Origin of the sequence: Stenotrophomonas sp. B1-1 (assembly GCF_010894375.1) — a bacterium.
Lineage (GTDB): Bacteria > Pseudomonadota > Gammaproteobacteria > Xanthomonadales > Xanthomonadaceae > Stenotrophomonas.
On the sequence record NZ_JAAIUZ010000017.1, the window covers coordinates 220,539 to 233,791 of the forward strand.

Consider the following 13,253-nt stretch of genomic DNA (forward strand, 5'->3'; position numbering starts at 1 on the left):
TTCCTTGGCGGGCAAAAAAAAGGCGGACCCGAAGGCCCGCCCCTGATGCTACGCCGTTGCTCAGAACTTCGCGCGCAGGTTGAACAGCACGCGGCGCGGTTCACCCCAGTAGCCGGAGTTGAAGAAGCCGACGTTGCGGTAGTAGACCTTGTCGAACAGGTTGGTGACGGTCACGCCCACGCTCAGGTTGTCGTTGATGCGGTAGCGGCCCATCAGGTCGAACAGCACGTAGCCGCCCTGGCTCATCTTGCCGGTGGCGGTAACCGGGGTGCCGTTGGCATTGAAGCGCCCGGTGGGGATGGGCTGCATCTGGTAGATCTCGCTCTGCACGCTGACACCGCCGCCCAGCGTCCACTGGCCATGGGTCCAGGTGGTGTTGAAGCGGGCCAGGTGCATCGGGCTGGTGCTGGCGAAGCGGCTGCCATCGGGGTTGCTGCTGTAGCTGTAGGTGTAGCCGCCGGTCATGCTCCAGTGGTCGTTGATCGAACCGGAGACTTCGAACTCACCGCCCTGGGTGGTGATGCCGCGGCTGGCGATGTACGGCGAACTGCCATCGGGCAGCTTGGTCTCGCCGCCGTTCGGGTCCAGCTCGGCCACGTTGTCCTGCTTCATGTAGAAGCCGTTCAACGCCGCGTACAGGCGGCCGCCGAAGAAGTCGGCCTTCAGGCCGTACTCGTAGTTGCCACCGGTGGTGGGGTCCAGCAGCTGGTTGTTGATATCGCGCCGGGCGGTGGCCTGGAACACGTCCGAATAGCTGGCAAAGGCGGTGATGCTGCTGCCCAGGTCGTACAGCACGCCCACGTACGGGGTCAGCTCATGGGCGGTGGTGCGCGCGCTGCGGCTGGTGAACACACCGTCGATGTTGTAGTTGTCGGTGGTGGTGCGGTAATCGGAATAGCGCGCGCCGGCGATGATCTTCAGCGGGTCGATCGGGTTCAGGCGCACGGCGGCGTAGTAGCCGGTCTCGGTGGTGTTCACCGTGCTGGACGGAATGCCGTAGTTGTAGGTGGTCGGCTTGCCGATGTTGCCATCCCAGCTGAAGATGCTGGGGAAGGCGGCCACGTTGTACGGGCGCGAGGTGATGCCGGCGCGGATGGTGTCCAGGTCACGGTCGTAGTGGTTGATGCCCACCACCAGTTCGAGCGAACGGCCGAACAGCTGGAACGGGCCGGACGCGTAGAGGTCGAAGGCATCTTCGCGGGTTTCCGACACCGAATAGGTATCGGCAATGCGCAGGCCCAGACCGGTGACCGGGTCGGCCCAGTTGCCGGTGTTGGAACCGGCCAGCAGCAGCGAATCGCTATCGGTGGCGCGGTGGTTGTAGGCCAGGCGGCCACTCCAGCCGGCGCCGAACTGCTGTTCCAGGGTGGCGAAGTAGTTGGTGCTTTCGCGGTTCCATTCGTTCCAGCGTGCGGCCGCGCTGTAGGAACGCGGCATGTGCGCGCGGCTGCCATCGCGGAAGTACAGCGGCGAGGCGCTCCAGGCGCCGCCGTCGGAACCGGTCTTCAGGTAATCGATGCCCGCGCGCAGGCGGGTGCTGTCGGTCAGGTCCGCTTCGATCACCCCGTACAGGCTGGGCGACTTGTCATGCTGGAAGCGCACCCAGCTTTCCTTGTCGGTGTAGGCGCCGACGAAGCGCCCGCGCACGCGGCCACTCTTGCTTAGAGGACCGGACACATCCACCTCGGCGCGCTTGTAATCCCACGAACCGGCGCTGAGGCTGGTGCTGGCCTGGAAGGTTTCGGTCGGGCGCTTGCGCACCATGTTCACCGTGGCCGACGGGTTGCCCGAGCCGGTGACCAGGCCGCTGGCGCCGCGCACCACTTCAATGCGTTCGTAGATGGAGGTGTCGCTGAGGATCGAGTTGCCGCCGGCGCCGGTGGTGTAGTTGGTGGGAATGCCATCGAACATGAAGTTGTTGATGGCAAAGCCACGCGCGTTGAACAGCGTGCGGTTGCTGTCATACGACTGGATGGTGACGCCCGGCGTCTGCTGCAGCACTTCGGAAATCGTGATGAGGTTGAAATCCTCGATGCGCTGGCGGGTGAACACGGTCAGCGACTGCGGTGTTTCGCGCAGGGTCAGCGGCAGCTTGGTGGCGGTGTTGGTGCCATAGACCTGGTAGCCCTCGGTGCGCTGGGTCACCATCACCCGGTCCAACTCGGTGGTGGTCGGCGCGGCGTCCTGGGCGAACGCCGGCGCGGCGGCGCAGGCGAGCGACAAGGCGAGGGCGTTCCGGCGCAGGGCGCCAGAGTGGGTGTGCTTCATGCAATGACCTTTCTAGTTCAGGAACGGGAAGACGGGCGTGGCGCCGGCTTGGCCGGGCTGCGGAAACTGAGCCAGAGCACCATGGCGCCGGCGCCGGCGGCGAGCACGCCACACCAGCCCACGAACCCTTGGGCAACGCCCCAGGCGGCGATGCTGGGTGCCAGGCTGGTCGCCAGCGCGGCCGCGCCCAGCAGGCGCAGCACGCGGCGGCGCGGCGCGGCCGGTGCATGACCGGTGACGTCGCGATGGTGGCGTTCCATTGCCAGCGCCAGGCAGACGAAGCCGAAGGCCGCCAGCAGCAGGGCGAGCGCGCTCATGCGCTGGCCTCGGCCGCCGGGGCGGCGCGTGCGGCACGCGGCTTGCGTTGTGCCGGCACGAAACGATGCACCTTGCGCGCGGCCCACAACAGGCTGGCACCGATCAGCAGCAGGCCGATGTCGATGCCGGCCCGGGCGCCATCACCGTTGGCCAGCGCACTGACCGCGCCACCGTGCCAGACCACCAGGTTGTACAGCGGCAGGGCCAGCGCCAATACGCCGGCCACTGCCAGTTGTTCCACCCAGCCGCGACGGGCCGGGCGCAGCAGCGCGTGCAGCAGGCAGGCCGCCCATGCGTAGAAGAACACTTTCACTTCGGCATCGCTGCGGTTGGCCAGTTCCACCGGCAGCAGGCGGTTGCCCCACAGGAAGGCCAGCATGGCCACCGGCAGGCCACTGACGAAGCCGATGTTCAGGCGTTCCACAATGCGGAAACCCAGGTGCGGACGCGCAGGATCGGGCAGCTGGGTGCGCCGCTTCACCGTCCACAGCACCAGCCCGGTGGCGACCATCAGCGTGCCGGCCACGCCGGACAGGAAGAACAGCCAGCGCATCGTGGTGGGCGCGAAACGTGCCGCGTGCAGCCCGATCATGCCGTCGCGGGTGACCACGGCGGCCGAGCGCGGTGGGGCAGCATCCAGCAGTTCGCCGCGCGCGTCGAAGGTGAGCGTGTCGTTGGCCCCGGCAATCTGGTCGGCCTGCTGGCGGCGCACGGCAATGCGCATGGATGCATCACCTGGCTGGTCGATCTGCAGCGACGCCGCATGGCCACCTCCCCACTGCAGTTCCGCACGGCGCAGCACCTGGGCCAGCGCGGGCGGCACAGCGGCCACGCCACTGGGCTCGACCTTTTCCGCACGCGGGAACAGCTCGGCGAAGAACGCATCGCGGCCACCGGGGTAGTTCGCATCCACCGCCCACGGCATGTACAGGGTCATCAGGGTGATCAGACCGGTGTAGGTGATCATCAGATGGAACGGCAGCGACAGCACCGCCAGCGCGTTGTGGCCATCCAGCCAGCTGCGTTGGCCCTTGCCACGGCGGAAGGTGAAGAAGTCGGTGAAGATCTTCTTGTGGGTGATGACCCCACTGATGATCGCCACCAGCATCAGCATGGAACAGGCACTGATGAACCACCGCGCCCACAGCACCGGCACGTAGTGCAGATCGAAATGCAGGCGGTAGAAGAAGTTGCCGCCGCGTGTCTCGCGCACCTGCACCGGCGTGCCGTTGGCATCCAGGGTGGCCTGGTTGGGATTGCGCTGGCCGCGCCGGCGTTCCTTCTCGCCCTTGGGTTGCCAACTGACCGCGGTGGCGCTGCTGCGTGAATCGGGCAGTTCGATGCTCCAGCGCTGCGCGTCCGGTGCGGTGCGTGCCAGGAACTGCTGGGCCTGGTTCACGGCGGTGCTGGCATCGGCGGGCAGGCCGATTTCCGGCTGCATCCAGCGGGTCAGTTCTTCCTTCCAGTACGACGCGGTGCCGGCAATGAAGATCAGGAACAGCACCCAGCCGACCACCAGGCCCGACCAGGTGTGCAGCACCGATTGCGATTGGCGGATGCCGCCCAGATTGTCGGCGCTGCTCATGCGATGTTCCCGCGCAACAGCCAGGCGATCAGCGCGCCCAGAGCGCCCGCGCCCAGCAGACCCATGGCGGCACGCAGGGTACTGCGCGCGGCGTAGGCCCAGATGGCGGCCAGTGCGTAGACCACGAACGCGGCCATCGTGGCCACCAGGGTGGCATCGGCCTTCGCGCCGGGCAGCAGACGCGCCAATGCGGCGGCCCAGCAGGCGGCCACGGCGTAACCGCCCAGCAGCGCCAGCAGCCCACGTGCCCACAGCAGGGCATGACCGTTACCGCGCGCCACACGCTTGGCCGGCGCAGTGCCGGCAACAGAAGGAGAGGTAGGAGCGGCCATCGCCGATGTCAATGAGAACCGTGTGCAATTGCAATTGAATGCTATTTGACACCGGTGACCCTGTCGAGTCCCCCATTCGGGGGATGCCACCGCCTACAGCTTGCGCACCACGGTGGCGTGCGCGGGCAACGGCTGGCCGTTGTGATCCCGCGGCTGCATGTAGGGCAGGGCGTGGCCGCTGCTGCGCTCGGTCAGCAGCGAATGGGCTTCGCCGGCCGCGAAGCAGTGGCGTTCGCCCCACTGGCGCAGGGCCACCAGCACCGGGAACAGGTCCTGGCCCGCGGCCGTCAGCACGTACTCGTGATAGGCGCTGCCATCGGCGGCGGGCTGCTGCTGCAGCAGGCCGGCGTCGAGCAGGCGCCGCAGGCGGTCGCTGAGGATGTTGCGGGCCGCGCCCAGGCTGCGCTGGAAATCGCTGAAGCGGGCCACGCCGTCGAAGGCATCGCGCAGGATCAGCAGGGCCCAGCGGTCGCCGAGCAGATCGACGGTGCGGGCAACGGGGCAGGGGCTGTCAGCGTGCATGGGCGACTCCGGATTCTGGTTGCAGTTTAAAACCGGAATCGCTATCGTGCATCTGGTTGCAAAATGAAACCACAATCACGCCTTCGTCTCTTTCTTCTTCGCTGCGGGGTCTGTTGGCCATCGCCGCGGGCGCCAGCGTGGCCAATGTCTATTACGCGCAGCCCTTGCTGGCCGAGCTGGCCCACGCGTTCGCGCTGGCGCCTGCGCTGGCCGGGTGGGTGGTGGCGGCCACCCAGGCCGGCAGCGTGCTGGCCTTGCTGGTGCTGCTGCCGCTGGCCGATCGGCTGGATCGCCGGCGATTGCTGCGACTGCAGATGGGCGCGCTGGTGCTGGCCCTGCTGGGTCTGGCAGCGGCGAACAGCTCCATAGGGCTGCTGCTGGGCATGGTGCTGGTGGGGCTGCTGGGTACGGCGCTGACCCAGGGCCTGATTGCCTGCACGGCCGGTCTGGCCGCCGAGCACGAACGGGGGCGTGCGGTGGGCACGGTACAGGGCGGGGTGTTCATCGGCCTGTTGCTGGCGCGCGTGGTGTCGGGTGCCGTGGCCACGGTGGCTGGCTGGCGCGCGGTCTATCTGCTGTCGGCGGTGTTGGTGGCGACGGTGGGGCTGCTGCTGTGGCGACGGCTGCCGGCCATGCCAGCACCGACGGTGCTGCCGTCTGTACGTGCGTTGTATGCCGGCATGCTGGCCATGCTGCGCGACAACCCGGCGCTGCGCGAACGCGGTCCGTTGGCACTGATGCTGTTTGCTGGGCTGAACGTGTTCTGGGCCGCGGTGCCGCTGCCGTTGTCGGCCCCGGCGCTGGGTTGGTCCACCGCCGCCATCGGTGCGCTGGGTCTGGCCGGCGCGTTCGGTGCCGTGCTGGCCGCGCGCGTGGGGCAGTGGATGGACCGCGGGTTCGCCCATCGCGTGAGCCTGGCGGCGTTGCTGCTGATGCTGCTGTCATGGTGGCCGCTGCTGGGCCTGCCGCAGTCGGTGGCAGTGCTGCTGCTGGGCGTGGTGGTGCTGGATCTGGGCGGCCAGGCCCTGCACGTGTCCAACCAGGCGCTGCTGCTGCGCGCGCCGCCACAGCAGCATGGGCGCCTGGTGGCGCTGTACATGCTGTTCTATGCGCTGGGCAGCGGCGTGGGCGGGGCGCTGGGTCCCTGGTTGCAGATGCGCTGGGGTTGGGCGGCCGTGTGTGCGGCCGGCGCGGCCATTGCCCTGCTGGCGCTGGGCTGGTGGGGGCTCTGGCGCCGCGCCGGCGTGCGCTAGCGCGGTTGTGCGCGCCGTCCCGGCGGTTCGGGCAATGCAGCATCGGCCACCACCACGCGGTTGCGGCCGCCCCGCTTGGCCGCATACATCGCCGCGTCCGCACGTGCCATCAGGCGTTCGTAATCGGGGTGTCCATCGTGGCCGGCCACGCCGATGCTGGTGCTCAACGACAGCACCGTGCCATCGGCCAACGCGACCGGCGATTGCGCAATCTGCCGGCGCAGGCCTTCGGCAATGACCGCCGCCTGCGACTGGCTGGCGGCCACCAGCACCACCACGAACTCCTCGCCGCCGTAGCGGAACAGATAGTCGCTGCCCCGGGTGGATTGGCTGAGCAGCGTGGCCACGTGCTGCAGGGCGCGGTCACCGGCATCGTGGCCGTGGCCATCGTTGATGGCCTTGAAGTGGTCCAGGTCCAGCAGCAGGAGCGAGAACGGGGTCTGGTGGCGGGTGGCCAGTTCGATCTCGCGGCGCAGTACGGTGGGCAGGAAGCGGCGATTGAGCAGGTTGGTCAGCGTGTCACTGCCGGCGTCCAGTTCACCGATGCGCTCGAACAACAGGGTCATCAGCGTGCGGATGCTGGCCAGGTCCTCGCGGATGGCCGGCAGCTGCGCCAGGCGCTGTGCAGGGTTGTCTGCGATGGCGTGCTGCAGCCCGCTGTCGATGCGGGCGATCAGCTGCCCCACCTGCTGGGTTTCGCTGCTTTCACCAAAGCTGGGAATGCCCTTGTGGGTGAACCACAGGCCGAATTCGGAGGTGGCCAGGCTGGCGCTGTCGCTGCTGCTGGCGTGGCCGGCCAGCGTGTACAGCAGAGCGTTTTCCCAATCCAGCAGCAGGGCGCGCTGGCGCTCGCGTTCGGTGCTCACGTTCTGCACCAGCGAGAACAGGCGATAGGCCGCATCGGTACGCGATGATCGCTCGCGGGCATGGGTGTAGGCCAGGGTCATGCCTTCCATGGCAATGTCCATTACCGTGCTCAGGCAGGTGATGGAAGCAAACGCGGTGGTGCTGTCGCTGGCCTGCGCTTGCAGCCGTGCGAACAGATCGTGTTTCAGTACCCGTGCGCCGCGGGTGACCAGATCCACCGGAATACCCACGCGCGCGTGCACATCGCCGATCACCCGCTGCGCCGCAACGGCGCTGGCGACCGCGCCGGCGTCCGTGGTGAGCAGCTGCACCAGCCAGCGCTGCATGGCCGGCTGCAGGCGATGCTTCACCTGTTCGTGGGACAGGAAGCGACGGGCGCGCGCATCGTCCAGCAAGACTTCATAGAAGCGCTGCGCCAGCAGCGGGGGGGCGTCGCTGGCCACGCGATGCAGCAGTGCGGTGGCAGCCGGGCCGGCCTGCTGCAGGCTGTGCTGCCAGGCCTCGGCCAGCGGTTGGCTGGCATCGTCCAGATGGGGTGTGTCCACGGTGTTCTCGTGCGGTGTAAGGCGGCGTAGCGGTATCGGCTGCGGGCGTGCGCGGTTGAGCGCGGTTGCGCCGCCAGTTTACGTGCGGTGCAGCCTGCGCGGCGCGCGTGAGGGTTGGCCCGCACTGCAATGTTATAAACAGCGTAATAGTCTCCCGCGCCTGCGCGGCGTAGCCTGACCGCATTGCACAGGAACTTCGCCATGGGCCACGACCACGATCACCTGCCATCCGAAATCCGCCATGAAAAGCCGCTGTGGTGGGCGCTGGGGCTGACCACCACCTTCCTGCTGGTGGAAGTGGTGGGCGCGTTCTGGACCAACAGCCTGGCGCTGCTGTCCGACGCGGCGCACATGGCCACCGATACGCTGGCGCTGATGATCGCGCTGGTGGCGGTGCGGCTGAGCCGGCGGCCGCCCGATGCGCGGCGAACGTACGGCTATGCGCGGCTGGAAGCACTGGGCGCGATGATCAATGGCGCCATGCTGTTCGTGGTGGCCGCCTACATTCTGTGGGAAGCGATCGAGCGCTTCCGCCAGCCGCAGGAGATCGCCTCGACCGGCATGCTGGTGATCGCCGCGATCGGGTTGGTCATCAACCTGATTTCCATGCGCCTGCTGCAGGCCGGCAGCGGTGAAAGCCTGAACGTGAAGGGCGCCTACCTGGAAGTGTGGGCCGACATGCTCGGTTCGGTGGCGGTGATCGTGGGCGCGCTGCTGATCCGCTGGACCGGCTGGAAGCCGATCGACCCGATCCTGGCCGTGCTGATCGGCCTGTGGGTGCTGCCGCGCACCTGGGTGCTGATGCGCGAGGCGATCAACGTGCTGCTGGAAGGCGTGCCCAAGGGCACCGATGTGGCGCGGGTACGCGAACGGCTGGGCGACCACGAGGCGGTGCTGGATGTGCACGACCTGCACATCTGGGCGCTGGCCTCGAGCACGCCGGCGCTCACCGCGCACGTGGTGATGCGCGAAGGCAGCGATGCCGATGCCCTGCGCCGCACGCTGGGCACGCGCTTGCACGAGGAGTTCGGCATCGATCACGTGACCCTGCAGATCGAGGCCGACCATTGCGGCGAAGCCTGCGGGCAACCGGCGAAGCACGACCACGATCATGACCATGACCATGACCATGACCATGACCATGACCATGACCATGACCATGATGCGCAGGGGCATCATGGCCACGTACACCGCTAGCGACCGGGATACCGGCGGTAGAGTCGACTGTCAGTCGACTATCGCGCGCAGCGCGGGGTTTTCGATGGCCGAGGGAAGAGCAGTCGACTGACAGTCGACTCTATCGGTTGGCGTTGCCTTCCTCGCGACCTGGCCGGCCAACTGACCCTGTTGCGCCCGGCGGGGCTACAATGCCCGCCTGCCTTTCCTCGCGTTGGAGATCCTGCAGTGACCCGTAAACTCGTACTGTTGCGCCACGGCCAGAGCCAGTGGAACCTGGACAACCGCTTCACCGGCTGGGTCGATGTTGACCTGACCGACCAGGGCCGCAGCGAGGCCGCCAATGCGGGCCGCCTGATGCGCGAGGAAGGCCTGCAGTTCGACGTCGCCCACACCTCGGTGCTGAAGCGCGCCATCCACACCCTGCAGGGCGCACTGGCCGAACTGGGCCAGGACTGGCTGCCGGTCAACAAATCCTGGCGCCTGAACGAGCGCCACTACGGCGGCCTGCAGGGCCTGGACAAGGCCGAGACCGCCGCCAAGCACGGCGAAGACCAGGTCAAGGTGTGGCGCCGTTCCTACGACATCCCGCCGCCGCCGATGGAGCTGGACGACCCGGGCCACCCGATCCACGACCGTCGCTACGCCGGCCTGGACCGCAACGCCCTGCCGGGCACCGAATCGCTGGCCACCACCCTGGACCGCGTGCTGCCGTACTGGCACGACGCCATCGCGCCGCAGCTGAAGGACGGCAAGACCGTGCTGGTCACCGCCCACGGCAACTCGCTGCGCGCGCTGTACAAATACCTCAACAACGTGTCGCGCGAGGAAATCCTCGAGCTGAACATCCCGACCGGCATCCCGCTGCTGTTCGAACTGAACGACGACCTGACCGTGAAGTCGTTCCGCTACCTGGGCGACCCGGAAGCGGCGCGCAAGGCCGCCGAGGCCGTGGCCAACCAAGGCAAGGCGAAATAAGAAACAGAAGGCCGGCGCAAGCCGGCCTTTCCTTTTGTGGCGTCGAGCATGGCTCGACTCTACAGAAGGTGCGCACGCGTAGTAGAGCCACCCCATGGGTGGCTGCGCCCTCAGCAGTCATACCCCCAGTCTTCCACATCCAGCGCACACCCCAGCAGCTCCCCCAACGGCGCGCGCTGCCCAAGCAGTCCATCCAGCGCCGCCTGATCGAACGTATCGCTGCCCAGCACATCAAGCATATGCGCGTGGTCGGTGCGCACGAACAGGGTGATGAAGCCGCGCCCCTTGGCCGGCCGCATGCTGCCAATGCCGGCACCGAGTACCGGCAGCGGCAGCAGTAGATGGCGACCGTGCTGGCTGAACCCCGCGATCCCGGCCTCCACCGCCGACCAGGCCAGCAGGTGCGCGCGTGGCGCTTCGGCCATCTGCGCGGCAATGGCGCCTGGCAGCTGTTCAACACCCACCAGCTGGGGATTGTTGGCATGGAGTCGCAGCGGCGCGTCCAAGCGGGTGGCGAGGGTCAGGGTCTTCATGGCCGACGATGGTAGTTGCCATGCATCGAATGCGTCAGCAGCACGTGCCGAATGATCGGAGTCCTTAAAGCCAATCCATGCGCCACTGAGATGGCGTAGCAGCCCCCGTCTCCCCCGGCCCGAGGGTTACCGCGGAACCAGGGCAACCGAAAGCGCTGTGCCTACGGGGAGCGACTGTCGATAGATGCTGCTTCGGTAATCGTCTTCCTGACTTTCCATGTTGCTATAGGGGTCCATCCAGCCGTAGGGCGTCATCAGCAGGTAGTGATACCCGTCGTAGGGCGATTCTCCATGAATGCAGGCGTTTGTGCCCGGGACGTACTTCTTCGGCTCTTGCCACACTGCGATGTAATGCAGCTCCTCCTCTGCAAGGCACATCCAGATTTCGTGGATCTCAAGGCCTTCTGGCTCGCTATCCAAAGGCTTCCGTTTGATAGCCTCCAGCCTCTTCTTTGCCCTCGCATAGGAAATGCCCAATAGCGATGCCACGCACGCAGCACCACAGCCCCATTCATCCTGCTGGGGAACAAGCCCATACTTTTCCATGCAATCACCTGGTGTGGCCGGTTCGGCCCGATTCCCAAGCATACGCCCTGTGACCTTTGGCCGGTCCCCCGCACCGCCATGCCCGCTAGGCTTGAGGATTCGCCGTCGGAGAGAGACTCCATGAACGTCCGCAACCTGGTCCCGCTGGGCCTGACCATCGCCATCGCTGCCTCGCTGGCCGCCTGTGGCAAGAATGAAACCGCGCCGGCGGCCACCGCCGATGCCAAGCCGGCCTTCGATCTGTCGCAGATCAAGACCCCGCTGATCTCGCTCAACAGCGCCGACCTGGACCCGTCCATCGCCGCCTGTACCGACCTCAACGGCTTCGTCAACAGCAAGTGGCTGACCGCCAACCCGGTGCCGGGCGACCAGACCACCTGGGGCAGCTTCGAGATCCTGCGCGAGCGTTCGCTGGAAGTGCAGCACGCGCTGGTGCAGCAGGCCGCCGCCAGCCAGGCCAAGGCCGGTTCGGTGGAAGCCAAGATCGGTGACATCTGGAAGACCGGCAACGATGAAGCCAAGATCGAAGCCGCCGGCCTGGCACCGCTGCAGCCGCAGCTGGACAAGATCGCCGCGCTGAACGACACCACGGCCATCACCCAGTACCTGCGCGACAGCCAGGCCGAGGGCAAGGGCGTGCTGTTCTCGCTGTTTGCCAATGCCGATTACAAGGATTCGGCCAACGTGATCGCCTACGTCGGCCAGGGCGGTCTGGGCCTGCCGGAAAAGGGCTACTACTTCGACGAGGCGCAGGCCAAGATCCGCGATGCCTACGTGGCCTACATCGCCCAGGTGCTGACCCTGTCCGGCGTAGACGCTGCGCAGGCCGCCGAGCAGGCCAAGGCCGTGATGGCCTTCGAAACCCGCCTGGCCAAGGCGTCGATGTCGCGCATCGAAATGCGTGACCCGGCCAAGCGCTACAACCCGCTCAGCGCCGCCGACGCCGACAAGCTGACCCCTAACTTCAGCTGGACCGCGCTGTTTGACACCCTGAAGGTGCCGGCCGCGCAGAAGTTCTCGCTGGCCCAGCCGGGCTTCTTCGGTGAAATGGACAAGATGCTGGCCGACGTGCCGGCCAGCACCTGGCAGGCCTACCTGCGCTTCCACACCATCGACGATGCTTCGCCGTACCTGAGCAGCACCTTCGAAAAGGCCAACTTCGATTTCTACGGCACCACCCTGCGTGGCCAGAAGGAAATGCAGCCGCGCTGGAAGCGCGTGCTGGAATCGGTCAACGGTGGCATGGGTGAAGCCCTGGGCCAGCTGTACGTCGATGCGGTGTTCCCGGCCGAGTCGAAGGTGGCCATGCAGCACCTGGTGGAAAACCTGTCGCAGGCGCTGAAGGCGCGCCTGGAGCAGCTGCCGTGGATGGGCGAGGAAACCAAGAAGAAGGCGCTGGAGAAGTGGGCCAGCTTCACCCCGAAGATCGGTTACCCGGACAAGTGGCGTGACTGGGCGGGCCTGCAGACCAACGGCGACAGCTACCTGGGCAACATGCAGGCGGCACGCGCGTTCAACTACCGCTACATGCTGGACAAGATCGGCAAGCCGGTGGACAAGACCGAGTGGGGCATGACCCCGCAGACGGTGAACGCCTACTACAACGCTACCAAGAACGAGATCGTGTTCCCGGCGGCGATCCTGCAGGCGCCGTTCTTCGACGCCAAGGCCGATCCGGCGCTGAACTACGGCGGTATCGGTGCGGTCATCGGCCACGAAATGATGCACGGCTACGACGATTCGGGCAGCCAGTTCGCCGCCAACGGCAACTTCGACAACTGGTGGACCGACGCTGACCGCAAGGCCTTCACCGAACGCACCGACCAGCTGGTGGCGCAGTTCGACGGCTACGAGTCGGTGCCGGGCGTGTTCGTGAAGGGCAAGCTGACCCTGGGCGAGAACATCGGCGACCTGGGCGGCCTGACCGTGGCTTACGACGCGCTGCAGATGGCGCTGAAGGAAGACCCGAAGGCGAATGTCGACGTCGATGGCCACAGCCAAGACCAGCGCTTCTTCATGAACTGGGCCACGGTGTGGCGCCGCAACTTCACCGATGGCGAGCTGCGCGTGCGCCTGAACACCGATCCGCACGCACCGGCCAACTTCCGTGCCAACGGTGCACCGTCGAACATGCCTTCGTTCGCCGCGGCGTTCCAGTGCAAGGCCGGCGATGCGATGGTGCGCGCCGACGACAAGCGCGTGGTGATCTGGTAATCCCCGCCGCAGTAGCGTAGTTGCAGAAAGGCCCGGCGAACGCCGGGCCTTTTGTTTGGCAGGGCGCAGACCCGGTAGAGTCGACTGTCAGTCGACTATCGCGCGCAGCGCGGGTT

At 66.8% G+C, this 13,253-nt stretch carries 12 protein-coding genes; 4 read left to right on the plus strand and 8 right to left on the minus strand.

The window, feature by feature from the left end; translation table 11 throughout:
- Positions 1-60: 60 nt before the first annotated feature.
- From G4G00_RS14295 to G4G00_RS14315, 5 genes are all read right to left on the minus strand, one after another.
- Positions 61-2,268: a TonB-dependent siderophore receptor gene (locus G4G00_RS14295; RefSeq protein WP_164274526.1), complete on the minus strand. Its 2,208-nt coding sequence runs from the start codon at positions 2,266-2,268 to the stop codon at positions 61-63.
- Between the two features lie 17 nt (positions 2,269-2,285).
- Entirely contained in the window at positions 2,286-2,585 is a 300-nt protein-coding gene (locus tag G4G00_RS14300; protein ID WP_164274528.1) for a DUF3325 domain-containing protein, read from the minus strand.
- Positions 2,582-4,171, minus strand: a complete 1,590-nt coding sequence (locus G4G00_RS14305; RefSeq protein WP_108752533.1) for a PepSY-associated TM helix domain-containing protein — start codon at positions 4,169-4,171, stop codon at positions 2,582-2,584. Before G4G00_RS14305 ends, G4G00_RS14300 begins: the two co-directional genes overlap by 4 nt.
- Complete coding sequence (locus tag G4G00_RS14310) at positions 4,168-4,503, minus strand: DUF3649 domain-containing protein (RefSeq protein WP_199911422.1); 336 nt, start codon at positions 4,501-4,503, stop codon at positions 4,168-4,170. Before G4G00_RS14310 ends, G4G00_RS14305 begins: the two co-directional genes overlap by 4 nt.
- Before the next feature lie 93 nt (positions 4,504-4,596).
- Complete coding sequence (locus tag G4G00_RS14315; protein ID WP_108752535.1) at positions 4,597-5,025, minus strand: helix-turn-helix domain-containing protein; 429 nt, start codon at positions 5,023-5,025, stop codon at positions 4,597-4,599.
- A 110-nt stretch (positions 5,026-5,135) separates the two neighbouring features.
- On the opposite strand from G4G00_RS14315, the gene G4G00_RS14320 reads away from it, so the two are divergent.
- Positions 5,136-6,278 (plus strand): MFS transporter, encoded by a 1,143-nt coding sequence (locus tag G4G00_RS14320; RefSeq protein WP_240336164.1) that lies wholly within the window; start codon positions 5,136-5,138, stop codon positions 6,276-6,278.
- Here G4G00_RS14320 and G4G00_RS14325 read toward each other — a convergent pair.
- Positions 6,275-7,690, minus strand: a complete 1,416-nt coding sequence (locus tag G4G00_RS14325; RefSeq protein ID WP_164274530.1) for a diguanylate cyclase — start codon at positions 7,688-7,690, stop codon at positions 6,275-6,277. The genes G4G00_RS14320 and G4G00_RS14325 overlap by 4 nt on opposite strands.
- Positions 7,691-7,891: 201 nt before the next feature.
- Between G4G00_RS14325 and G4G00_RS14330 the strand changes: the two genes are divergently transcribed.
- Positions 7,892-8,887 (plus strand): cation diffusion facilitator family transporter, encoded by a 996-nt coding sequence (locus G4G00_RS14330; RefSeq protein WP_164274532.1) that lies wholly within the window; start codon positions 7,892-7,894, stop codon positions 8,885-8,887.
- A 207-nt stretch (positions 8,888-9,094) separates the two neighbouring features.
- Positions 9,095-9,844, plus strand: a complete 750-nt coding sequence (gene gpmA / locus G4G00_RS14335; RefSeq protein WP_108749003.1) for a 2,3-diphosphoglycerate-dependent phosphoglycerate mutase — start codon at positions 9,095-9,097, stop codon at positions 9,842-9,844.
- Positions 9,845-9,954: 110 nt separating this feature from the next.
- Here the strand turns inward: gpmA and G4G00_RS14340 are convergent, their stop codons facing one another.
- Together G4G00_RS14340 and G4G00_RS14345 are read right to left on the minus strand one after the other, a co-directional pair.
- Entirely contained in the window at positions 9,955-10,377 is a 423-nt protein-coding gene (locus G4G00_RS14340) for a hypothetical protein (RefSeq protein ID WP_164274533.1), read from the minus strand.
- 126 nt (positions 10,378-10,503) lie between these two features.
- Positions 10,504-10,923 carry a hypothetical protein gene (locus G4G00_RS14345; RefSeq protein ID WP_164274535.1) on the minus strand — a complete coding sequence of 140 codons (420 nt, stop codon included), beginning with the start codon at positions 10,921-10,923 and terminating at the stop codon, positions 10,504-10,506.
- Positions 10,924-11,043: 120 nt separating this feature from the next.
- Between G4G00_RS14345 and G4G00_RS14350 the strand changes: the two genes are divergently transcribed.
- Positions 11,044-13,137 carry a M13 family metallopeptidase gene (locus G4G00_RS14350; RefSeq protein ID WP_164274537.1) on the plus strand — a complete coding sequence of 698 codons (2,094 nt, stop codon included), beginning with the start codon at positions 11,044-11,046 and terminating at the stop codon, positions 13,135-13,137.
- Positions 13,138-13,253 lie beyond the last annotated feature (116 nt).

Bases quoted from the DNA above. Each gene is read 5' to 3' on its own strand.
- G4G00_RS14295 (WP_164274526.1), bottom strand. From the start codon at position 2,268: ATGAAGCACACCCACTCTGGCGCCCTGCGCCGGAACGCCCTCGCCTTG.
- G4G00_RS14300 (WP_164274528.1), bottom strand. From the start codon at position 2,585: ATGAGCGCGCTCGCCCTGCTGCTGGCGGCCTTCGGCTTCGTCTGCCTG.
- G4G00_RS14305 (WP_108752533.1), bottom strand. From the start codon at position 4,171: ATGAGCAGCGCCGACAATCTGGGCGGCATCCGCCAATCGCAATCGGTG.
- G4G00_RS14310 (WP_199911422.1), bottom strand. From the start codon at position 4,503: ATGGCCGCTCCTACCTCTCCTTCTGTTGCCGGCACTGCGCCGGCCAAG.
- G4G00_RS14315 (WP_108752535.1), bottom strand. From the start codon at position 5,025: ATGCACGCTGACAGCCCCTGCCCCGTTGCCCGCACCGTCGATCTGCTC.
- G4G00_RS14330 (WP_164274532.1), top strand. From the start codon at position 7,892: ATGGGCCACGACCACGATCACCTGCCATCCGAAATCCGCCATGAAAAG.
- G4G00_RS14340 (WP_164274533.1), bottom strand. From the start codon at position 10,377: ATGAAGACCCTGACCCTCGCCACCCGCTTGGACGCGCCGCTGCGACTC.
- G4G00_RS14345 (WP_164274535.1), bottom strand. From the start codon at position 10,923: ATGGAAAAGTATGGGCTTGTTCCCCAGCAGGATGAATGGGGCTGTGGT.
- G4G00_RS14350 (WP_164274537.1), top strand. From the start codon at position 11,044: ATGAACGTCCGCAACCTGGTCCCGCTGGGCCTGACCATCGCCATCGCT.